Source organism: Rubricella aquisinus (assembly GCF_014199445.1).
GTDB lineage: Bacteria > Pseudomonadota > Alphaproteobacteria > Rhodobacterales > Rhodobacteraceae > Rubricella > Rubricella aquisinus.
This window is the reverse complement of sequence record NZ_JACIJS010000007.1, coordinates 178,424-199,914: the sequence shown is the minus strand read 5'-3', so window position 1 is coordinate 199,914 and position 21,491 is coordinate 178,424. Positions and strand designations below refer to the sequence as shown.

Genomic DNA, 21,491 nt, shown 5'->3' with positions numbered 1-21,491 from the left:
CCTTAGAGGTTGCGTTGGCCAGCGCGCATCGCCCGGCTCATTTCAGCGGCAATCTGGCTGCGCGAGCGGCGAAACCCCTCCACATCCGGTGTCGTGATGTTGATGTTCACGACCGTGGTGGCGTTGCCCTGTGCCTTGACCCCAAGGCTGCCATCTGGCCCGCGCGACAGGGGCATGATCGCCTCTGGTCCGGCCTCTCCCATCAGGCCGGTCTGTCCGCCCCGCATCGGAAATGTGGTTGGCCCCGCGACGATGCCGCCATCGGCAAAAGCCCGCACGCGGCCCCCCGCAAATCCCGCGCCATCGGCAAACGGCACCACGCCCCCGGTGATCGCCCCTAGGCCTGATCGCACCAGCCCGCCAATGCCCGCGCCCAGCGCGTTCTGAACTGGCGTCAGCGCCTGATTGAGCACGGAGGAGGACATGCTGCGTGCCATCGCCTTCAGCGCGTCCGACGCGCGCCCTCCCTCGAACACGATCTCATCAAAGGCCCCCCGCAGGCCCTTCCCGATCGACCGGTCAAAGCCGCTGACCCGGCGGGATGCGTCCTCGGTGCTGCGCGACGTGCGCTCCATCTCCCGGCGAAAAGCGCCTATGACGGCCTCTGTCGAGGCAATGGAACTGTCCACTTCGGCAAACAACTCCTCGATTTCATCTGATCGTCTGTCAGTCATCGGTTTGCTCTCCTTTCGGGGCATCGGGGTAAAGCGCGCTGAGCCGCTCCAGCGCGGAGCGGCTCATGCGCAGGGCCTCTGGAGCATCAAGCCCGGCCATCAGCAGGAATTCGGCAGGGGTGAGCGCCCAGAACACATCCGGGACAAGGCCCATCCGGCCCAGCCCGAGCCGCATCAGCGGCCCCCAGGCGATGCGGTTCATGTCTGCGCGGTCTGGGGCAGGCTGAACGCGAGATGCAAAAGCCGCGCTGCGGCCCGTGCGGCCTCCAACGGGCCACCCGCGATGTCGGCGTGGGCAAGCTCCGCCGGGCTGATCTCGACGCCGCCACCCCACAGCCCTGCACGCAACAGCGCAAGGATATCGCCTGCCCCCACGCTTTCGCTCTCGTAGCGGCTGACGATCTCCGTGAGGGAGGACGCACCGACCTCCCCCTCCAGCATGGCGAGCGCCCCCAGCGAGAGCCGCATCACATGCCGCTCACCATTCACGGTCAGCGCAACCTCGCCGCGCATCTCATTCACGCTCATGCAGGTGCAAAGGACAACGCCCCGGCGGAGGCCATGGACATTTCATAGGTCGCCTCGCCGTCGAACTCCCCGGCATATTCAATCGCCGTGATCTGGAACGGTCCGGTCACGGTCCCGAAATCGGGAATGACCACCTGAAAATCGGGCACGTCTCCCGCAAAAAAGAGCGCGCGTGCCTTCTCATCCGTCTCGGCGTCCTTGAACACACCCGATCCGCTCAGTTGAGCGGATCGCACACCCGCGCCCCCCAACAATTCCCGCCAGCCGCCTGCACTTTCCAGTGTGGTCACATCGACCGTTTGCGCGTTGAATGCGATGCGCGTCGCGCGCAGCCCTGCGACCGTCTCAAACCCGCCGGAGCCGGTCATATCCAGTTTGATCAGCAGATCTTTTCCGCTTTGTACCGCCATGGTGTCATTCCTTATGTGAGGTTAGCCATCTGCCGCGATCAACGCGTGATAGGTCAGAGTGATGCGACGGCGCTCCATGCCGCGTCCGCGTGCGGCCCGCGCCCGCTCAAACCGCAAATTCAGGAGCCGCGCACCCGCAATAACCAAGGGCGCGGCATCAAGCGCGCTGGTCACTGCCGCCGCGATCGCTTTCGCCCGTGCAAATCCGGGCGCGGGCGAATGGACGACGATGTCAAACCGAACGGAGCAAATCTCTCCCTCCGGGCGCATCTTCGCGTCCTCGGTGCCCAAGGTGATGTAATCGACATCAACCGCGACGGAGGATGGCACGGCGTCAAAGACCTGCGCCTGCGTGGTCACTGCGCTCTCCGTGCTCAGTCGGTCAAAAACCGCCTGTTGCAACGGCCATGAATAGGCAAGCCCCGTCATGGTCGGCCCTCCTGTGCTGTGATCTCCAGATACCAGCCCGCTGCGTCCCATTCGGTGACAGCCAGAACGGCGTAGTTGCGCAGACCATCCCGCAGCCGCTGCCCCGGTTCTGGGCGCCGGGGCGAGCCGATCGGGGCGCCGCGTGTGATCAGCCGCACGGCCTGCACCGGGATATCCCGCCCCGCTTGTGTTTGTGTGCGCCCCCGGGCGGTTTCCACAGCGACCCAGAGCGTGCCAAGCGCCGTCCATCCACCGGACAGGCCACCGCCTGCATCCGTGCTCTCGTCCAGGGCTTCCAACACCATGGGCCGGTTCAGCTTTGGAATCTGACGGCGGCTCATAGGCGCACCCGCCGATAGGGTTGCAACAGGTTCAGCACGTCATAGCCAATCGGAACCGACTTGTAGTCGTTGAGCGCCCGGTTTTCGTAATATGTCGCCGCAAGCAGCGTGACCGCGTGCCTCAGGTCCATGGGCACATTGTCCGGCTCTGGGCCAAAACCAGCGGTAAAGATCACCTCAACCCGATCAGTCTCCACGATGGATGGAAGCGGGCTATTGCGCTGACCGCTCAGCCATGCCTCGGTGGTGGTGGATGTCAGTTCCCAATCATGCCAAAGCCAGCCTGACCGGACGAAATTGACATCAATTTTCGTGACGGAGGCGACATAAGATACGGGTGCCAAAGGCAGCTTGTGGCGGTCTTCATTGGTCCAACCATCGGTCACCAACATCATGGACCGACTGATCAACGCCAGACCGGTCCGCCCTTCGATGACAGAGGCGGCGGTTTGCAACAAACGGTTGAGCAGGTCGGTCTGGGCCGCATCATCCGCGAACCCTGAGCCCAGCCGCAGATGATCGGCGAAATCCGCCACACGCACCGGTGGCTGCGCTGGCGGCGAAAGCACTGTAATGCGCTCGGTCATGTCAATTATCCCCCGAAACAGTGATCGCGAATGACTGACGCACGCGCCGTCCGGTGCTGGTTCCTGCATGGGCCGTGACGACATACACCTGTCCCGGTGCGCCACCTTCCAGCGTGACATGCGATGTGGAGCCAGTGATGCCCTGCACGGCGACGGTCAGGTCGCGCGTGGCATCGCTTGTCGGATAGATGCACCATCCCAGATCGGCTTCGATCCCTTCGCCCTCTTCCAGATGATTGCGTGACCAGTCGATCACATGATCCATCTGAGACCCGGCGGCCTTGACGAATACGTCACTCATGTTTTGCTGTTCCTCATGCCGTCGGGGCGCTGCCCCTTGTCGTTCTGCTGCACCGATCCACGACCGGTGCAGCACGCTCATGACACTGCCAACCAGCGTTAGCTGACGGAGAATTTCAGCAGCTTGAGTGCGGCAAAATCCGTCACGTCCCCGCCCACACGCTTGGTGGCAAAGAACAGCACATGCGGCTTGGCGGAGAACGGATCGCGCAGGATGCGCAGCTCGGGCCGTTCTGCGATGGTGTAGGCGGCATGGAAGTCGCCAAAGGCAATCGCGGTCGAGTCTGCCGCGATATCCTCCATGTCCTCCGCGATCAGCACCGGATAGCCCATCAGGCGCGCAGGCTCGCCCGCGTTCATGCTGTCAGACCACAGGAAGCGCCCATCGGCGTCCTTCATCTTGCGCACCGCACCGGCGGTTTTGGAATTCATCACGAAGGACGCGTTGTGGCGGTATCGTGCGCCCAGCGCGAAAACCAGATCCACAATCGCATCCGCCGGGTTGGAGGACGCGAAGTCACCCGACGCACCTGTCGCGACATAGCCGATATTGCCCCAACTCCAGGCGGCATTGTCCACTTCGGTATAGGTCAGGATACCGCGCGGCTTGTTCACACCATCACCAGAGATGAAAGAGACGGCCTCGGCGCGCGAAAACTTGTCCGCGATCCGCTCCGCGAGCCATGCTTCCACGTCGAAGGCCGCGTCATCCAAAAGCCGCTGGGACGCTTTCGGCAGCGCCGACAACTCATGCAACGGGATGCTGATCCGGTCGAGCTGCGGCGTGCTTGTCTCGCTGCTGGCGGTGGTCTCATCCGCCCAGCCCGCACCCATGTCCGCATGGTCAATGAGCACGTCATAGGCGCTCGCATCCACCGTCACGACATTGGCGATGGACCGCAAGGAGGAGGTGGAGCGCAGCACGCTCTGCACAGATTCCGCCGTGGCCGGGTCCACCAGATAGCCGCCATCGGCTGCCACAGCGGTGCTCATCCCTTTGTATTCGATCTCAAGGCCACGCAGCCCGTCATCGTCGCCCGACCGCAGATAGGCGGAGAACGCCTTTGCATGGGGTACTTCGATCTCCGCCGCATGGGAAAGCGCGGGGCGGTGAGCCGTCATGGATTTCTTGTCCAGCATGGTGAGGCGATGCTCCTGTTCGTTGAGTTTGGATTTCAGTTCCGCTTGGCGCTCGGCCACGTCTTTCAGGAAACCTGTCAGCGCGGATTTCAACTCCGTCACAGGCGCCTGACCGCGTTCGGGCGCGCCCGACACGGATTTGCGTTCGCAATGTCCCATCAAATGGTCCTTCAAGTTTTGGGTTCACAATGGTCAGGCGTGGTCACGCCAACAGCGCCCGCGCATCGGCCAATGCCTCTGCGAGGCTTTCCACAACATCGCGTGTGTCCTCTCCGGTCTCCGGAGTGGCCGTTTCAACACGCGCATCGGGAAGCATCGGGAAGGTCACGAGCGACACTTCCCACAAATCAATCTCTTTCAGCAGGCGACCCTGACCGGATTTCTCCGACTGAATGGTGCGATAGCCGATGGACAATCCGTCAATCGCCCCCGCATCCAACAGCGCCAGCGCCTCGCGACCGACCTGCACGTCGCGCAGCACGCGGCCTTTCACGAACAGGCCGCGCGCGTCCTCGCGCACCTCGTCCCACACCCCGATAGGGCGCAACGGATCATGCTGCCAGAGCATCTTGACCTGACGGCCCTGCGCTTTCAGCCGATCAAGCGAGCGGGCATAGGCGCCCCGCTCCACAATATCGCCGCCCCGATCCGCCAGCCCGAAAACGGACGCATAGCCGGAAATCTCGTACCCGTCCTTTAGCCCCGGACGTTCGTTGAGGCCGCAAAACTTCGTTTCCAGCCCAGAGGCCGGTCCCTGATGGGTCATACCATCCATCCTTTCTGGTTAATTCGTCTGCTGCAAAATCAGGAACACGCCTTCGACGATGAGGAAGGTCGCAATCCCGTACAGCGCCGTCCACATCCGCCGCTCCATGCGGTCGAGGATCTGTTCCAACCCGGCCAGCCGCCGTTCAAGCGCGACCCAGCGTTCCTCCACAATTGCCTCAAGCGTATCTACACGCGCGCTTGCGGCACTGAATGGCTCATAGAGGTATCGTGAGCCTCCCGACGCCCGCCGCTGCCCCAGATCGCTCATGGATCAACCCGTGGCGGCAGGCCCAGAAGGCTGCGCTTCTCGTCCTCGCTCAGGAAGTCGGCACTCGCCACCCGCCGCCATTGTGCTTCCCGCTCGGTGGCCAACGCCGGGATCGCGTCAAGGTCGGTTTTCAGCACCGCCTCCGTGCCACTCATGGCATGAAACCAGCAACTCATCGCGTCGCTGACCTTACTCAGCAGCGGCAACACGGTCAGCCGGTAAAAGGCGCGGTTTGCCTCCTGATAATTGGCATAGGAATTGTCCCCCGGCAGACCCAGCAGCATGGGCGGCACACCAAAGGCCAGCGCGATTTCGCGCGCGGCACTTTCCTTGGTTTTCTGAAATTCCATGTCCGACGGGGAGAAGCCCATCGGCTTCCAATCCAGCCCCCCTTCAAGGAGCATCGGCCGCCCGGCATTCACTGCACCCGAATGATACCCCTCCAACTCTCCGCGCAGACGGTCAAACTGATCATCCGTCAGCCCGCCCAGCCCATCCGTGCCGCGATAGACCAGCGCGCCGGAGGGGCGCGCGGCGTTGTCGAGCAGCGATTTCGACCAGCGCGATGCGGCATTGTGCACGTCCACCGCACTTGCTGCCGATTGCATGGCCGACAGACCGTAATGGTCATCTTGGGGGTGGAATGCCTTGATGTGACAGATCGAATCCACCTTCAGCCGATGCTTTTTCGCACCGACCGAGTATTCAAACGCGATCGGCCAGCCCGTGGCTCCCGGAACCACCCGCACCCGATCCGAGCGCAGCACATGCAACTCCGCTGGCAGGCCGTCCTGCCCCTCGCCCACGGCCTCCAGAAAGGCGTCGCCTGACAACAGGAATTGCCCGATCAGGTTTTCCATCAGGTCGGTCGTGCCCTGCGCCCCGTTCGGACGCGCAAGAAGGGAGAGGATCGGATGGTCCGCATAGCGCCGCGCGCCGTCCTGCAAGGCAAAGGGAACCGCAGAGGCGGCCTCTGCAATCAGCTTCACACAGCGAAACCCAACCGGGTTGCCCGCGAACCCGGCCCGAACGAGGCTTGGCGTGTCGCGCGCCGTCCACGCGGCGCGCCCGCTGCCATGAAACGCGATCACCGGTCGATTGGCATGCGCCTTCGCTTCGGGCGCCCGCACCGGGGCCCGTTTGAACAGTTCCAAAACCATGGATTTCTCCCTTAGCGGGTTAAGATCGCGATATCCCTCAGAGGATTCGCATTTGCGGCGCGCGGAAACCGTGCGCCGGAACAATCATCAATTCAGTGAGCGCCCAAACCAGCGCATCCAGCCGGTCCGGGCTGCCTTTGCCGGTGTATCCGTGGCGGGCCATCGCGCACATCTGGTCTTCGAGATGCAGCATCGGTGCGGCATGAAATGCCCGCCCCTGTTCATAAAGTGCGGCAACCGGTTCCGCCCGGGTCGCTTTGCCCCGGCTGGCGTTGACGGCGCGATAGGGCATCAACGGATCGACCTGCCGCAACAGGGTTTCGATCAATTCGCCGCCCTGGTTGACCTCCGCAATGATCCGGTCCGCTCCCCAATGCCGCGCCCGCGCCACGGCATGTTTGATCCATGCGGTCGGCGTCGCCCCTGTGAGGCTGGCATCCTCCAGAACATAGACCTTCCAGTCCTGTGGCGGCCCATCACAGACGACGCCCGCCACGACGATCCCGCAAGCATCCGCGTCCGATCCGCTTGTGACAGGCGGGTCAATCGCGACGACGATCCGCTCAAGGGGGGGCACGTCATCGACCCGCGCCGCCTCAATCGCGGCCCGGCTCCACATCGCACCCGGCAAATCACGGACAAGCTCGCCCTCAAGCTCCTGCCGCCCCAGGGCGGTACCATCATAGCGCGCCATCACCTGCTCCAGAAAAACCGGGCTGAGATTGCGTGCGTTGGCCCGCGTCGGCGCGGAGGTTACTGCCGTGCGCGGGGCTTCGAGGATGCTCTCCAGCAACGCATTCGCGCGTGGCGTGGTGGTGACCACCTGCCGTGGCGTCTCCCCCAGCCGGAGGGCGAATTGCAGCATGTCCCATGCCTCCTGTCCTTTCTTCCACTTCGCAAGTTCATCGCACCACGCACAATCAAATTGAGGCCCGCGAAGGGCCTCTGGATCGGATGCTGAAAAGATTTGCGCCTGCGCCCCGTTGGGCCAGACGAGCCGCCGTCGGCTGGCCTGCCAGTCCGGGCGTCGGTCCGGCGGGGAGCAGGCAAGAATACCCGACGCCCCAAACACCATCACGTCACGCGCCTGATCGAGCGTCTCTCCAATAAGTGCGACCCGTGTGCACCGCCCGGGATCCGTAGGCCGCGCGCCTTCCACCTGTTCGCGCACCCATTCCGCCCCGGCACGCGTCTTGCCCGCGCCGCGCCCGCCAAGGATCACCCATGTCAGCCAGTCAGTCTGCGGCTCCAGCTGATGCCCCTCCAGCCCCCACAACTCAAAAAGGTATGGCATCGCGACCAGCGCATTCGGGCTGAGCGTATTCAGGAGCGCGTCAATCTCATCGTTCGTCGCGGAGGAGAGCACATCGCGCACGGAGTTCGGCGCGTGCAGCGTCAAAATCGATTTCGTTTCCGATGAGTTCGGCGTCGGAGGAAGCTTTTTTCGCAAGGTTGGCCTCACATTCAATCAGTTGAGACAGAGTTTTCTGATGCGCCCGAAGTTCTGCCTGCACGGCGTTTGCCTTTTCCTTATCCCCTTTAGGAACGATATCGGATTCAAGCGAAGCATCGACAGCTTCAATATATCGGGCGATTGATTTTGACAGGCTTCTATACAGTATTTGAGCCTGTTTTATGTAGTGTTCGGCGGCATACTCCTGAGACTTCGTATGATCATTCATGTTTTGTTAACCCATGGATAGATTTCCGAAACGAAAAACGCCGCAGCGAATGCTACGGCGTCGGTTCAGTTCTTCCAGCTTGCAACAAGGTATACTTTGGAGCGCGCGTTTAGTCAAGACATTTACGTCAGACCACCGCGCGCTACTGCCGACTGCGCTCGATCTCCCGCCAGCGCGCCACGTTGCGCTGATGCTCCGCATAGGTGACGGAGAAGGCATGCCCCCCCGTGCCATCCGCCACGAAAAAGATGTAGGGCGCTTCACTCGGATTGGCGGTTGCCTCAATCGCCGCACGCCCCGGATTGGCAATGGGCGTTGGAGGAAGACCGTCGATCTGGTAGGTGTTATAGGGTGTCGCGCGGTCAAGTTCCGACCGGCGCAACCCGCGCCCGAGCGGCCCCTGACCCAAGGTGATCCCGTAGATGACCGTCGGATCGGTCTGCAATCTCATCCCCTGATTCAGCCGGTTGACGAACACGGCCGCCACGTCAAACCGCTCCTCAGGGACGCTGGTTTCTTTCTCGATGATCGACGCCAGAATCAGCAATTCTTCCGGCGAATCGAGGGGCAATCCGTCCTGACGATTCGCCCAAGCCTCCGCCAGAATCGTCTCCTGAGCGGCCTGCATCCGATCAATGATGCTCGCCCGCGTCGCATTCCGCTCGAACGAGTATGTATCTGGCGCAAGGGAACCTTCGGGCGGAATTTCCGTAATCTCACCCGTCAACAGCGCCGTGTCGTTGATGATTTGCACCGCCTCCCATGAGGTCAAACCCTCTGGAATCGTGACGAAATACTGGATGCTGCGGCCTGAGGCGAACAATGCGAGGATCTCACGCATGGACGCGCCAGCTGGTACTTCATACTCGCCAAACCGCAACCGCCGGTCATATCCGTCATAGCGCGCGCCAAGCCGAAAGATCGTGTCATTCCCGATCGCGCCCGCCTCCAGCAGCGTTTCGGTCACGTCATCCAGCCGCGCGCCCCGCTCCACCGTGATCACTGTCGGCTCCGCCAACGGACCGGGCGCTGTGTATTGAGACTGCCCCCAATAAATCACCCCACTGATCGCCACCATCGCGACGATCAGCACAGTGAGGACATTCGCCGCCAGATGGCGCAGCATCCGCGCTACTCCACCTTGCCAAACACGACTGAGGCGTTAGTGCCGCCAAAGCCAAAGGAATTGGAGATTGCCACGTCAACTTTACGCTTCTGCGCCACGTTCGCCACCAGATCCAACTCGGACTCGACCGCCGGATTGTCCAGATTGATCGTTGGCGGCACGATCTGATCGCGGATCGCCAGAACGCTGAAAATCGCCTCAATAGCACCCGCCGCACCCAACAGATGCCCCGTGGCCGACTTCGTTGAGGACATGCAGGCGGTTTTCGCTGCATCGCCCAAAAGCCGCGTCACCGCGCCCAACTCAATCGTATCGGCCATGGTCGACGTGCCATGCGCGTTCACATAATCCACCGCCGATGGCTCCAGACCCGCCCGTTTCAGCGCAGCCGCCATGGCGCGATAGCCGCCATCGCCATCCTCTGCCGGGGCAGTGATGTGATAGGCATCGCCCGACAGGCCATAGCCCAGCACCTCGGCATAGATCTTCGCACCACGCGCCTTCGCGTGCTCATATTCCTCCAGCACAACGATCCCCGCGCCCTCGCCCATGACGAACCCATCGCGGTCCTTGTCATAAGGCCGCGATGCTTTCTCTGGCGTGTCGTTATAGGCGGTGGACAGCGCCTTGCAGGCGTTAAAGCCCGCGATGCCCAGTTCACAGATCGAGCTTTCAGCCCCGCCCGCAACCATCACATCCGCATCATCGAGCGCGATCAGACGCGCCGCATCGCCAATCGCGTGCGCCCCGGTCGAGCACGCCGTGACAACCGCGTGGTTCGGCCCTTTAAAGCCATATTTGATCGACACCTGACCGGAACACAGGTTGATCAACGAGCCGGGGATAAAGAATGGCGACACCCGCCGCGGCCCCTTCTCCGCCAGTAAAAGCGTGGTCTCCGCGATTGATTCCAACCCGCCAATGCCTGAGCCGATCATCACGCCGGTGCGCAGGCGCGCTTCTTCATCCTCTGGGGTCCAGCCCGCATCATTCACGGCCATCTGAGAGGCCGCCATGGCATACAGGATGAACGTATCCACCTTCCGCGCGTCTTTCGGCGCCATCCAGTCATCGGGGTTGAACGTCCCGTTGGTCCCATCCCCGCGCGGCACTTCGCAGGCGATCTTCGTCGCCACACGCTCAGGATCGAACCGGGTGATTGGCCCCGCTCCGGACTGCCCGTCCAACAGCCGCGACCATGTTTCCTCAACCCCGCTCGCAAGCGGCGTTACCATTCCAAGACCAGTCACAACGACGCGGCGCATCGGCATCTCCCAGGGTGGTGCAATTCGTGTTCTGTTCTACCTGAGCCTGTCACGGATCGGCAAGGTCAGGCGGGCGGGAAATTCGCGCCCCTCGAAAACCAAAACGGCGCCCCGAAGGACGCCGCATGGATAAGTCATTGGCTGCGTCTTACGACTGCGCGCCAGAGATGAAGGTCACAGCGTCGCCGACCGTCTGAATGGTCTCTGCCGCGTCATCTGGAATCTCGATGCCGAACTCTTCTTCAAACGCCATAACCAGTTCAACGGTATCAAGGCTGTCTGCGCCCAGATCATCAATGAAAGAAGCGGTCTTGGTGACCTTCTCTTCGTCCACGCTCAGGTGCTCAACAACGATCTTCTTTACGCGCTCTTCGACGTCGCTCATATTCCGGTCCTCATATCAATGGCGCGCTTGAGGGGCGCTCCGTTTCGGTTTCAGTCTTCGGGTTTTCCCGAAATCGCGCCTCCCCTAACGTCAATCTCACGAAAGGGCAAGCAGCGCATGGCGCGCGCTTTACCACAGAAATGGCTCAGGGCAAGCGATTTTGTTTTGAAACCGCCCGCGCGCCCGTCTCTTAAATCATGGCCATTCCGCCATTCACGTGCAAGGTCTGCCCGGTGATATAACTTGCCTCCTTGGACGCGAGGAACATCACGGCAGCCGCGATTTCGTCCGCATCGCCCATCCGCCCGGCAGGAATGGCACCCAGAATGCCCTCTTTCTGCTTATCGTTGAGCTTGTCGGTCATCGCCGTCGCGATAAAGCCAGGTGCGACGCAGTTTGCGGTGACACCCCGGCTCGCCACTTCCTGCGCCACCGATTTCGTCATCCCGATCATCCCGGCCTTTGATGCTGCATAATTGGCCTGCCCCGGATTGCCCGTCACACCGACCACCGAGGTGACAGAGATGATCCGCCCCCAGCGCGCCTTCATCATGCCGCGCATCACACCCCGCATCAGCCGCATGGAGGCTGTGAGGTTCACATCCAGAACTGTCTGCCAATCCTCATCCGACATGCGCATAAAGAGGTTGTCACGGGTGATCCCCGCATTGTTAACGAGGATATCCACCGCGCCCATCGCCTCTGCCGCCTGTTTTGGCAGCGCATCGACCGCATCTGCGTCCGACAGGTTGCAGGGCAGCACATGCGCCCGCTCGCCCAACGTGGCGGCCAATTCCTCAAGCGGCCCCGTGCGAGTGCCGCTCAGGCCCACTGTCGCACCGGCGTTGTGGAGTGCGGTGGCAACTGCCCCGCCAATGCCACCAGACGCGCCCGTCACCAGGGCGGCTTTTCCGCTCAGATCAAACATGCTCATGCTCCCTCTGCCGTGGCCGCTGTCACGTCCTCCGGCCCGTTGATTGCTTTTGTCGCGATGTTCCGGTCGATCCGCCGGATCATGCCGGACAGCGCCTTGCCCGCGCCGATCTCCCAAGTCTCGGTCACACCTTGCGCGCCCATCCACGCAACACTCTCCCGCCAGCGGACAGAGCCTGTGACCTGCTCCACCAGAAGGGAGCGGATCACGGCCGGATTGTTCACGGCCTCCGCCCGCACATTGGCCACAAGCGGCACCGCAGGCGCGCTGATATCCACATGGCTCAGCGCTTCCGCCATGGCATCGGCTGCGGGCTGCATCAATGCGCAATGAAACGGCGCGCTGACGGGCAGCATCACTGCCCGTTTGGCACCCTTGGCCTTCGCGATCTCTACCGCGCGTTCCACTGCGTGCAAGTGACCGGACACCACGACCTGCCCCGGATCATTGTCATTCGCCGCCTGACAGACAGCCCCTTGCCCGGCCTCCTTCGCGACGGCCTTGGCCGTCTCGAAATCGAGGCCCAGAAGCGCAGCCATGGCCCCGTCACCCACGGGCACCGCTTCTTGCATCGCCTTGCCACGGATGCGCAGCAACCGTGCGGTATCGGCCACACTGATCGCGCCCGCTGCCGCCAGCGCCGAATACTCGCCCAGCGAATGCCCCGCCACAAAGGCCGCATCGGTGATGCTTACCCCTTCCGCCTCCAACGCGCGCATCGCGGCGAGCGACGTTGCCATCAGCGCGGGCTGCGCGTTGGCGGTGAGTTGCAACTCCTCTGCCGATCCCTCCCAGATCAGCGCCGACAGATGCTCCCCCAACGCTTCATCAACCTCCGCAAAAATGGCCGCCGCCGCCGGATAAGCGTCAGCGAGCGCCTTGCCCATCCCGATGGTCTGCGCCCCTTGTCCGGGGAATACGAATGCCTTGCTCATGGCTGCCCTCACGTCATTTATGGTTGCCCTAGCAATAGACGCCCCAATTCCGCCTGTGAAGCCTTAAGGGCGGCACGCGCAGAAATGCGCCTCGACCAAACGGGATCATCTGCCTCTGCGCGGTGTTTCTCGCTCTGCCCTCTTGCCATCGCGGTCAAATTCAGTACAACGCGCCATCCCTTCACCCGTTTTGACCGGCGAAGCCTCTCGTACATGCCCGAAGGGACCTTGGCATGTTTTGAAGTTCGCCCGACATAAAGGATACGCGCATGCCGCTCTATGAGCATGTTTTCATCGCGCGCCAGGATCTGTCGAACGCACAGGCAGAAGGGCTTATCGAGCACTTCTCCGGTGTTCTGACCGAAAATGGCGGTAGCGTTGTTGATACCGAATACTGGGGCCTCAAGACGATGGCCTACAAGATCAACAAAAACCGCAAGGGGCACTACGCCTTCGTCAAATCCGATGCACCGTCCGATGCCGTGCAGGAAATGGAGCGTCTTATGCGCCTTCATGAGGATGTGATGCGCGTTCTGACCATCAAGGTTGACGAGCATGAAGAGGGCCCTTCCGCTGTTGTTCAGGCAAAGAACGCACGCGACGAGCGCCCCCGCCGCACTGACCGTGGTGACCGCCCCGAGCGTGGTGACCGTCCTGACCGTGGCGACCGCCCCGATCGCGGCCCCCGGCGCTAAGCGGATAGAGGAGACACATAATGCGTAAACCATTCTTCCGCCGTCGTAAGACCTGCCCGTTCTCTGGTGAGAACGCGCCGAAGATCGACTATAAAGATGTGAAGCTCTTGCAGCGCTACATCTCCGAGCGTGGCAAGATCGTGCCGTCCCGCATCACTGCCGTTTCTGCAAAGAAACAGCGTGAGCTGGCCAAGGCGATCAAGCGTGCGCGTTTCGTGGCCCTGCTGCCCTATGTTGTGAAATAAGGAGAACGACCCATGGAAGTTATCCTTCTTGAGCGTGTGGCAAAGCTTGGCCAAATGGGCGAAGTCGTGAATGTGAAGCCGGGTTATGCCCGCAACTTCCTTCTGCCGTCCGGCAAAGCACTGCGCGCCAACAAAGCAAACCTTGCCCGTTTTGAAGCGGAAAAGGCACAGCTTGAAGCCCGCAACCTTGAGACGAAGAAAGAAGCCGAAGCACTGGGCGAAAAGCTCGACGGCCAGACCTTCGTCATCATCCGTTCCGCATCCGACAGCGGCGCGCTCTACGGTTCTGTCACCACACGTGACGCTGCCGATGCCGCGACCGAGGCTGGCTTCACCGTCGCGCGGTCCCAGATCACCCTTGATAAACCGATCAAGGAACTGGGCCTGCACGACATGGAAGTCGTTCTTCACCCGGAAGTGTCCATCACCATCACGGTGAACGTGGCACGCTCCGCTGAGGAAGCCGAAATTCAGGCATCCGGCAAATCCATCGCCGACATGCGCGCCGAGGCAGACGCCGAAGCAGATTTCGACATCGCAGAGCTGTTTGACGATGTGGGTTCGGCTGCACTCGATCTTGATGACGAGGACGCACCGGCACCTGCCGCATCCGACGATGAGGATGCGGATGAGGACGACAAGGCGTAAGCCTGTCGCCTGAGACCCTTAGAAAACCCGCATGGTGCGCCATGCGGGTTTTTTCGTGCCCTCTCCCCCGCTACGCTTGTCTCATGATCATTTCGCCCAGTCGGAAATTTGCTTTTGTGCATATCCCCAAAACCGGGGGCACTGCGTTCACCCTCGCCTATGAGGCAAAGGCCCGCGCGGATGATCTGTTGTTTGGCGACACGCCAAAGGCCAAGCGCAGGCAGGCGAAATTCAACCGCACCGCCCCGCGAAGACTGCGCAAACACGCAGCCCTTTCCGACGCGCAAGCAGCCCTACCCACACTTGCCTGGTCAGAATTTACCGTCGCCACGATCGTCCGCAATCCGTGGGATCGGCTTGTGTCGCTCTACGCCTGGTCGCGTGCACAGACTTTCGACCACCCGATGATCGCAGCGGCCCGAACACAGGATTTTGCGGCCTATCTTGCCGATCCAAGGGTCGAAGCCCCCCTGCGCCACAACACGCCAGAGACATATCTGGCTGGCGCCGCGCACCGCCATATCCTGCGCTATGAGACCCTTGCCGACGATGTGGCCACCTTGGCACGCACGCTCGACATACGTTTGCCGCCGCTTGAACGGGTCAACGCGTCGGACCGGCCAGCCGATTACCGCGCGGCCTATGACACGGCGACCATCGCCCGCGTCGCTGACCTTTGCTCCTATGAGGTTGCCGTTCTGGGCTACAGATTTTCTGACGAGTAGAAGTTATCCCCATCCTTCACAGCATGGGGGTGAGCCATTTTTCTGCTATGGTCCCCGCAAGCAACCGAAAGCGAGTCGCAATGGCAGACGGATCAGGCATCAAACAGGACGATCACAGCCCCCTTCCCCATAACGTGGAGGCGGAACAGGCCCTGCTTGGCGCGATCCTTGTGAACAATGACGTGTTCGACAAGGTCAACGCGCTCGTTCAGGCCGAACACTTCTTCGATCCCGTGCATCGCCGGATTTTTGAGGTCGCCGCCACCCGCATCCAGAAAAACACGCTGGCAAGCCCTGTGACGCTCAAAGCGTTCCTTGATGATGACGAAGGGCTCAAGGCCTTAGGCGGGCCATCCTACCTCGTCCGGCTCGCGGATGCCGCGATCTCCATCTTTGCCGCGCGCGATTACGCGCAGATGATTTACGACCTCGCCATCCGCCGCCAGTTGATCGGCATCGGGGAGGAGATCACGGATAACGCCCAGCGCGTCGATGTGGCCGACGATCCGAAAGACCAGATCGTGCAGGCCGAACAGCGCCTTTACCAACTGGCAGAGCAGGGCCGCGTCGAGGGCGGGTTTCAGACCTTCTTGCGCGCGCTGACCAATGCCGTGCAGGTCGCCAGCGCTGCCTATCACCGTGATGGCGGGCTTGCCGGGATTTCGACGGGCATTCACGACCTTGATAAGACCCTCGGCGGTCTGCACAATTCCGACCTTCTGATCCTCGCCGGGCGCCCGTCCATGGGCAAGACTGCACTCGCAACCAATGTCGCCTTCAACATCGCGCGCGCGTGGAAACAGGGCAAAAAGCCCGATGGCACCACCGGCACCATCAATGGCGGCGCGGTCGGCTTTTTCTCGCTTGAGATGTCAGCAGAACAGCTTGCCACCCGTATCCTCGCGCAGGAGGCGCAGGTGTCCAGCCACAAACTCCGCGAAGGCTCCCTGACGGAGGACGAATTCCGCCGCTTTGTCGAAGCGTCCAAGGCACTGCAATCCGTGCCGCTCTATATCGACGACACGCCCGCCGTGCCGATCAGCCAGCTTGCCGCGCGCGCCCGTCGTCTGAAACGCCAGCACGGGTTGGACGTGCTGTTCATCGACTACCTGCAGCTTGTCCGCCCCGCATCCGCCAAGGACAGCCGGGTCAATGAGGTGTCCGAAATCACCCAAGGGCTAAAGGCCATCGCGAAGGAGTTGGACATCCCCGTGATCGCCCTCTCACAGCTGTCCCGTCAGGTCGAAAGCCGAGAGGACAAACGCCCGCAACTCTCTGACTTGCGCGAATCCGGCTCGATTGAGCAGGACGCGGATGCCGTGATGTTCGTCTATCGCGAAGAATACTACGCCGAGCGTGAAAAACCCTCCGAAGACAAGCTTGAGGCGATGGACGCATGGCAACAGCGCATGGATCGCTGCGCGGGCAAGGCCGAAGTCATCATCGGCAAACAGCGTCACGGCCCCGTCGGCTCCGTCGAACTTGGGTTTGAGGGACAATTCACCAAGTTCTCCGACCTCGTAAAACCCTATCAAAGCGGCGCGGAAGACCGGTTTTAAACCGGCGTGACACCGGCTCAAATCCGGTGCAGATTGCGCCCATGGGAACCGGAATACTCACAATCGACCTTGACGCGATCGCTGCCAATTGGCGCGCGCTTGACGCAATGAGCAGCGCCAGGGTTGAGACCGCCGCCGTGGTCAAGGCCGATGCCTATGGCCTCGGCATCGCCCCCGTGGCCCGCGCGCTGCAAAAAGCCGGGGCGCGCAGCTTTTTCGTCGCCACCGCCGAAGAGACCCCCGCCCTGCGACAGGCCGTCGGAAATGGCGCGGACCTCTACGTCTTTTCCGGCTTCATGCCCACAGATGCAGAGATTTATCGCGCAACCGGCGCCATTCCATGCCTGAACTCCGCCGCGCAAGTCTCTCATTTCTCTCAACAAACGGGTATGGGTCGGTGTGCGATCCAGATCGACAGCGGCATGAACCGTCTTGGGATGGAGCCTGAGGAATACGCGGCCCTGTCAGAGCGGATTGCGGGCCTCAATCCGGTGCTCACCCTCTCTCACCTTGCCTGCGCGGATGAGCCGGAGCATCCGCAAAACACCGCGCAGCTTGAGGTTTTCTCCGCCACGGCTGAGGGGCGCAGATCCCTTGCCGCGACCGGTGGCACGCTGTTGGGTGCGCCTTACCATTTCGATATGACCCGCCCTGGCATCGGCCTTTACGGTGGCCTGCCTTTTGCGGATGCGCGGCCCGTCGTGCGGCTGTCCCTGCCCGTAATCCAGACGCGCGAGGTCATGCCGGGCGAGGCCGTCGGCTATGGCGCGGCGTGGACCGCGAAAACGCCCTGCCGCATCGCGACCGTCTCTGCCGGATATGCCGATGGGTTGATCCGGGCGATGGGCAACCGCGCGCGGCTTTGGGCAGGGGATACGCCCTGCCCTCTGGCTGGGCGCGTGTCCATGGATTTGCTGACCGTCGATGTGTCCCATCTGGAGCATGATCCCGATACGCTTGATATCCTTGGGCCCCATCAGAGCGTCGATGATCTGGCAGACGCGGCGGGCACAATCGGATATGAAATCCTGACAAGCCTTGGCGCGCGCTATCATCGCCGCTACATAGGCGGCTAACCAGAACCAAAGAAGGCTCCCCATGCTCCTTGCTGTTCAAGGTTTTCTTGCCTCCATCGGGGCTGCCGTGCTTGGCCTGTGCCGCGCGACGGGCAGTGTCGTGCTGTTTGCCGTGTCGGGCGTCAGCCACATTTTCCGCCCGCCCTTCTATTTTGGCGAGCTTGGGCGGCAATTGCTGCGCATCGGGTTTTTCTCCCTGCCTGTGGTGGGTCTCACGGCGCTGTTCACGGGCGGAGCGCTTGCCTTGCAAATCTTTGCGGGCGGCAGCCGGTTCAATGCCGAGTCTGTCGTGCCGTCCATCGTTGCCATCGGCATGGTGCGCGAATTGGGGCCTGTCCTTGGCGGATTGATGGTGGCGGGCCGGGTGTCTGCCTCCATCGCTGCAGAGCTTGGCACGATGCGCGTGACCGAGCAGATTGACGCGCTGACGACCCTGTCCACCAATCCGATGAAATTCCTTGTCGCCCCGCGCCTGCTGGCGGCGACCATCGCGCTGCCCCTGTTGGTGTTGGTGGGTGATATTATCGGGATCATGGGTGGATTTTTGGTTGGCGTCGGGCGACTCGAATTCAACCCGGCGACCTATATCAACACCACCGTTGATTTTCTGGAGGTTGGAGACGTCACCTCTGGCCTCGTGAAAGCCGCCGTGTTCGGCTTCATCGTGGCGCTCATGGGCTGCTATCAGGGCTATAATTCGGGCCGGGGCGCACAGGGCGTGGGCCGTGCGACGACAAACGCGGTCGTGTCCGCGTCCGTCCTGATCCTTGCCGCGAACTATATGCTGACGGAGGTGTTTTTCACCGCATGACACCTCGTATCGAAATGAAGGATGTTCAGAAATCCTTTGGCGCAAAGCATGTGCTGCGCGGCGTGAACCTGTCCATCGCACCGGGCGAAAGCATGGTCATCATTGGCGGCTCCGGCACTGGAAAATCGGTCGCCCTGAAATGCGTTCTGGGGCTGATCCAACCGGATGCCGGGCAAATCCTCGTGGATGGAAAGCCGAACACATCCGGGAACCGCGATGAGTTTCTTGCTCGCTTCGGAATGCTGTTTCAGGGCGCGGCCCTGTTCGATTCCGTGTCCGTCTGGGAAAACGTCGCCTTCCGCCTGCGGCGCGGCAAACAGAAACTGCCCAAGGCAGATGCCCGCGAAATCGCGATTGAAAAGCTGCGGCGCGTCGGGCTGACCCCCGATGTCGCGGACCTGTTCCCGGCAGAGCTTTCGGGCGGGATGCAGAAACGGGTGGGCCTTGCCCGCGCCATCGCGTCAGAGCCGGAGATCATCTTTTTCGATGAGCCAACGACTGGCCTTGATCCCATCATGTCCGGTGTGATCAACGAGTTGGTCCGCGAACTGGTGACGGAGATTGGGGCGACCGCCATGACAATCACCCATGACATGACCAGCGTGCGCGCCATCGCGGATACGGTTGCGATGATCCATGACGGCAAAATCCGCTGGACCGGGCCGATTGGCGATCTCGATACCTCACCCGATCCTTATGTCGATCAATTCATCCATGGCCGCGCGACAGGCCCCATTGAGGCAGTCCGATGACCCCAGCGCTTTTCTTTGGCATCCTCGGATTTGCCACGCTCCCCATCCCGCTTTTGGCCGTCGGCGTGTTTCGGATGCTCAAGCGCGAAGGCCCGGTAAAGCTCTTGGGTCAGGTGCAAATCGCCGCTGGTGTCATAGCACTGATCGGCGCGTTCCTCTATTTCACTGGCATTTTGCCCAACGCATTCCTTTTGATGTCCTTCGCGATCAGCTTTGGCCTCGGGGCCTATACGCTCTCCGCGATCATGGACAAATCACCCGACCGCCGGATTGATTGGGTGATGTGGATCTGGCTTGCGATGGTCATCACTGCGGTTGCCGTGCGCAGCGTATGATCCTGATCCAAGCAGCCATCGGGATCATCATCGGGGCGGCGGTGTTTGGAGCCGCAATCTGGTCGGCCGCGCAAAGCTATCTCAAAACAGGGCGGCTCAGATATGCCCATATGGTGCTCTTGGTCCTCACGCTCGCGGGCATGGCCAGTGTGAGCCTGATGTGGCCCGTCATCGCGACCGTGATCGGCATCGCGCTGATCATCGCGGGGCTTTACGGCGTGCTGATTGAGGAGCGCTGGAACAAGCTTCTGCCTTTGGCGCAAGCCATCCTTGGCCTTGCGCTTGTCGCGGGCCTGCCGTTTAGCTGAGGGGATCATGGCAAAACAAAGCGCATCCTTTTCCTGCAATGCCTGCGGCGCCGTTCACCGCAAATGGGCTGGGCAATGCGATGCCTGTGGCGCGTGGAATTCGATCCATGAGGACACGCCGCTCTCCACCGGTCCCGCCTCCAAAAGCCTCGGAAAGGCCAAGGGCCGCACGGTGGCGCTCTCCTCCCTCACGGAGACGGACAAGCCCCTGACGCGCAGCCTCTCGGGGATCGCGGAATTTGACCGCGTGTTGGGCGGCGGACTGGTGCCTGCCTCGGCCACGCTGGTCGGCGGCGATCCCGGCATCGGGAAATCGACGCTTCTGTTACAAGCCGCCGCCGCCTTTGCCCGGCGCGGGCAATCGGCGCTCTATATCTCCGGAGAGGAAGCGGCGAGCCAGATCAGGATGCGCGCGCAGCGCCTTGGCCTTTCGGATGCCGCCGTGCAACTCGGGGCGGAGACGAACCTGCGCGATATCCTCACCACGCTGGAGGCGGAACGCCCCGCACTTGCCATCATCGACTCGATCCAGACCATGTGGGCGGATCATGTGGACAGCGCGCCCGGCTCCGTTTCTCAGGTGCGGGCGGCGGCGCATGAGTTGACGGCCTTTGCCAAGAAACGCGGGATCGCGATCATCCTTGTCGGCCATGTTACAAAAGACGGGCAGATCGCGGGCCCCCGCGTGGTGGAGCATATGGTCGATACCGTCCTCTATTTCGAAGGCGAACGCGGGCATCAATTCCGCATCCTGCGCGCAGTGAAAAACCGCTTCGGCCCCGCAGATGAGATCGGCGTGTTCGAGATGACGGGCATGGGCCTGTCTGAGGTCTCGAACCCCTCCGCCCTATTTTTGGGGGAGCGGGACCGGCCCGCCTCCGGCTCTGTCGTGTTTGCGGGGATCGAAGGAACGCGCCCCCTGCTCGTTGAAATTCAAGCGCTGGTCGCGCCCTCCCCGCTCGCCACCCCCCGGCGTACTGTCGTGGGCTGGGACAGCAGCCGCCTTGCGATGATCCTTGCCGTGCTTGAGGCGCGCGCGGGCATCACCTTCACCGGCAATGACGTCTATCTCAACATCGCGGGTGGGATGCGGATCAGCGAGCCTGCGGCTGATCTTGCCGTGGCGGCAGCACTCCTGTCCGCGCGCGAAGATATCGCGCTGCCCGCCGATGCTGTTCTTTTTGGGGAAATCAGCCTGTCCGGGGCGCTGCGACCCGTCGCGCAACCCGATGCACGGCTCAAGGAATCGGCCAAGCTCGGCTTTACCCGCGCATGGGCGCCCCGCCTGCCCGGTTCACGCGATACGGGCGGAATTTCCGTGGAAAACCTTGACGATCTGCCCTCCTTCGTGGAAAGCGTCTTTGGAAGCCCATCGCTGAATAAAGACTAAACAGGACGGAAGGAT

30 protein-coding genes are annotated in these 21,491 nt (G+C 61.9%); 11 read left to right on the top strand and 19 right to left on the bottom strand.

Annotated elements, in window-relative coordinates; translation table 11 throughout:
• Positions 1-2: 2 nt before the first annotated feature.
• From FHS89_RS12770 to fabD, 19 genes are all read right to left on the bottom strand, one after another.
• Positions 3-674, bottom strand: coding sequence for a phage tail tape measure protein (locus tag FHS89_RS12770; RefSeq protein WP_184012243.1), 672 nt, complete (start codon positions 672-674; stop codon positions 3-5).
• Complete coding sequence (locus FHS89_RS12765; RefSeq protein ID WP_184012241.1) at positions 667-876, bottom strand: phage tail assembly chaperone; 210 nt, start codon at positions 874-876, stop codon at positions 667-669. The genes FHS89_RS12770 and FHS89_RS12765 overlap by 8 nt, the downstream gene beginning before the upstream one ends.
• Positions 873-1,202: a gene transfer agent family protein gene (locus tag FHS89_RS12760; RefSeq protein WP_184012239.1), complete on the bottom strand. Its 330-nt coding sequence runs from the start codon at positions 1,200-1,202 to the stop codon at positions 873-875. The genes FHS89_RS12765 and FHS89_RS12760 overlap by 4 nt, the downstream gene beginning before the upstream one ends.
• Entirely contained in the window at positions 1,199-1,612 is a 414-nt protein-coding gene (locus FHS89_RS12755) for a phage major tail protein, TP901-1 family (protein WP_184012237.1), read from the bottom strand. The genes FHS89_RS12760 and FHS89_RS12755 overlap by 4 nt, the downstream gene beginning before the upstream one ends.
• 21 nt (positions 1,613-1,633) lie before the next feature.
• Complete coding sequence (locus FHS89_RS12750) at positions 1,634-2,041, bottom strand: DUF3168 domain-containing protein (RefSeq protein WP_184012235.1); 408 nt, start codon at positions 2,039-2,041, stop codon at positions 1,634-1,636.
• A complete protein-coding gene (locus tag FHS89_RS12745; RefSeq protein ID WP_184012233.1) occupies positions 2,038-2,382 on the bottom strand; it encodes a head-tail adaptor protein in 345 nt (114 codons plus the stop codon). Before FHS89_RS12745 ends, FHS89_RS12750 begins: the two co-directional genes overlap by 4 nt.
• Entirely contained in the window at positions 2,379-2,969 is a 591-nt protein-coding gene (locus FHS89_RS12740; RefSeq protein ID WP_184012231.1) for a head-tail connector protein, read from the bottom strand. Before FHS89_RS12740 ends, FHS89_RS12745 begins: the two co-directional genes overlap by 4 nt.
• 1 nt (position 2,970) lies before the next feature.
• On the bottom strand, positions 2,971-3,270 hold the full coding sequence (locus FHS89_RS12735) for a phage fiber-tail adaptor protein (RefSeq protein WP_184012229.1): 300 nt from the start codon (positions 3,268-3,270) through the stop codon (positions 2,971-2,973).
• Positions 3,271-3,368: 98 nt separating this feature from the next.
• On the bottom strand, positions 3,369-4,568 hold the full coding sequence (locus FHS89_RS12730) for a phage major capsid protein (protein ID WP_184012227.1): 1,200 nt from the start codon (positions 4,566-4,568) through the stop codon (positions 3,369-3,371).
• A gap of 43 nt (positions 4,569-4,611) precedes the next feature.
• Positions 4,612-5,175: an HK97 family phage prohead protease gene (locus FHS89_RS12725; protein ID WP_184012225.1), complete on the bottom strand. Its 564-nt coding sequence runs from the start codon at positions 5,173-5,175 to the stop codon at positions 4,612-4,614.
• Between the two features lie 18 nt (positions 5,176-5,193).
• Positions 5,194-5,445 carry a GTA head formation protein, RCAP_rcc01685 family gene (locus tag FHS89_RS12720; RefSeq protein WP_184012223.1) on the bottom strand — a complete coding sequence of 84 codons (252 nt, stop codon included), beginning with the start codon at positions 5,443-5,445 and terminating at the stop codon, positions 5,194-5,196.
• Positions 5,442-6,605, bottom strand: coding sequence for a phage portal protein (locus FHS89_RS12715; RefSeq protein WP_184012221.1), 1,164 nt, complete (start codon positions 6,603-6,605; stop codon positions 5,442-5,444). Before FHS89_RS12715 ends, FHS89_RS12720 begins: the two co-directional genes overlap by 4 nt.
• 37 nt (positions 6,606-6,642) lie before the next feature.
• Complete coding sequence (locus tag FHS89_RS12710; RefSeq protein WP_425502799.1) at positions 6,643-7,944, bottom strand: DNA-packaging protein; 1,302 nt, start codon at positions 7,942-7,944, stop codon at positions 6,643-6,645.
• A 1-nt stretch (position 7,945) separates the two neighbouring features.
• Entirely contained in the window at positions 7,946-8,287 is a 342-nt protein-coding gene (locus FHS89_RS12705; RefSeq protein ID WP_184012218.1) for a hypothetical protein, read from the bottom strand.
• Positions 8,288-8,429: 142 nt separating this feature from the next.
• A complete protein-coding gene (mltG, locus tag FHS89_RS12700; protein ID WP_184012216.1) occupies positions 8,430-9,413 on the bottom strand; it encodes an endolytic transglycosylase MltG in 984 nt (327 codons plus the stop codon).
• Between the two features lie 5 nt (positions 9,414-9,418).
• Complete coding sequence (gene fabF / locus FHS89_RS12695; RefSeq protein ID WP_184012214.1) at positions 9,419-10,678, bottom strand: beta-ketoacyl-ACP synthase II; 1,260 nt, start codon at positions 10,676-10,678, stop codon at positions 9,419-9,421.
• A 148-nt stretch (positions 10,679-10,826) separates the two neighbouring features.
• Positions 10,827-11,063, bottom strand: coding sequence for an acyl carrier protein (locus FHS89_RS12690; protein WP_184012213.1), 237 nt, complete (start codon positions 11,061-11,063; stop codon positions 10,827-10,829).
• Between the two features lie 190 nt (positions 11,064-11,253).
• The gene (gene fabG / locus FHS89_RS12685) at positions 11,254-11,991 is read right to left on the bottom strand and encodes a 3-oxoacyl-[acyl-carrier-protein] reductase (RefSeq protein WP_184012211.1); all 738 of its coding nucleotides are present in this window, start codon (positions 11,989-11,991) and stop codon (positions 11,254-11,256) included.
• Positions 11,992-11,993: 2 nt separating this feature from the next.
• A complete protein-coding gene (gene fabD, locus FHS89_RS12680) occupies positions 11,994-12,932 on the bottom strand; it encodes an ACP S-malonyltransferase (RefSeq protein WP_184012209.1) in 939 nt (312 codons plus the stop codon).
• Between the two features lie 269 nt (positions 12,933-13,201).
• On the opposite strand from fabD, the gene rpsF reads away from it, so the two are divergent.
• From rpsF to radA, 11 genes are all read left to right on the top strand, one after another.
• On the top strand, positions 13,202-13,627 hold the full coding sequence (rpsF, locus tag FHS89_RS12675; RefSeq protein ID WP_184012207.1) for a 30S ribosomal protein S6: 426 nt from the start codon (positions 13,202-13,204) through the stop codon (positions 13,625-13,627).
• A gap of 17 nt (positions 13,628-13,644) precedes the next feature.
• Positions 13,645-13,872 (top strand): 30S ribosomal protein S18, encoded by a 228-nt coding sequence (rpsR, locus tag FHS89_RS12670; protein WP_425502798.1) that lies wholly within the window; start codon positions 13,645-13,647, stop codon positions 13,870-13,872.
• A 12-nt stretch (positions 13,873-13,884) separates the two neighbouring features.
• Positions 13,885-14,520, top strand: a complete 636-nt coding sequence (rplI, locus tag FHS89_RS12665; RefSeq protein WP_184012203.1) for a 50S ribosomal protein L9 — start codon at positions 13,885-13,887, stop codon at positions 14,518-14,520.
• 41 nt (positions 14,521-14,561) lie between these two features.
• A complete protein-coding gene (locus tag FHS89_RS12660; RefSeq protein ID WP_343051469.1) occupies positions 14,562-15,245 on the top strand; it encodes a sulfotransferase family 2 domain-containing protein in 684 nt (227 codons plus the stop codon).
• Between the two features lie 80 nt (positions 15,246-15,325).
• Positions 15,326-16,804 carry a replicative DNA helicase gene (locus FHS89_RS12655; RefSeq protein WP_184012199.1) on the top strand — a complete coding sequence of 493 codons (1,479 nt, stop codon included), beginning with the start codon at positions 15,326-15,328 and terminating at the stop codon, positions 16,802-16,804.
• 41 nt (positions 16,805-16,845) lie between these two features.
• Positions 16,846-17,880, top strand: a complete 1,035-nt coding sequence (gene alr / locus FHS89_RS12650; protein ID WP_184012197.1) for an alanine racemase — start codon at positions 16,846-16,848, stop codon at positions 17,878-17,880.
• Between the two features lie 22 nt (positions 17,881-17,902).
• Positions 17,903-18,691, top strand: coding sequence for an MlaE family ABC transporter permease (locus FHS89_RS12645; protein ID WP_184012195.1), 789 nt, complete (start codon positions 17,903-17,905; stop codon positions 18,689-18,691).
• Complete coding sequence (locus tag FHS89_RS12640; protein ID WP_184012193.1) at positions 18,688-19,443, top strand: ABC transporter ATP-binding protein; 756 nt, start codon at positions 18,688-18,690, stop codon at positions 19,441-19,443. The genes FHS89_RS12645 and FHS89_RS12640 overlap by 4 nt, the downstream gene beginning before the upstream one ends.
• Positions 19,440-19,778, top strand: coding sequence for a hypothetical protein (locus FHS89_RS12635; protein ID WP_184012191.1), 339 nt, complete (start codon positions 19,440-19,442; stop codon positions 19,776-19,778). Before FHS89_RS12640 ends, FHS89_RS12635 begins: the two co-directional genes overlap by 4 nt.
• Complete coding sequence (locus FHS89_RS12630) at positions 19,775-20,086, top strand: hypothetical protein (protein WP_184012189.1); 312 nt, start codon at positions 19,775-19,777, stop codon at positions 20,084-20,086. Before FHS89_RS12635 ends, FHS89_RS12630 begins: the two co-directional genes overlap by 4 nt.
• A gap of 7 nt (positions 20,087-20,093) precedes the next feature.
• Positions 20,094-21,476 (top strand): DNA repair protein RadA, encoded by a 1,383-nt coding sequence (gene radA / locus FHS89_RS12625; RefSeq protein WP_184012187.1) that lies wholly within the window; start codon positions 20,094-20,096, stop codon positions 21,474-21,476.
• Positions 21,477-21,491 lie beyond the last annotated feature (15 nt).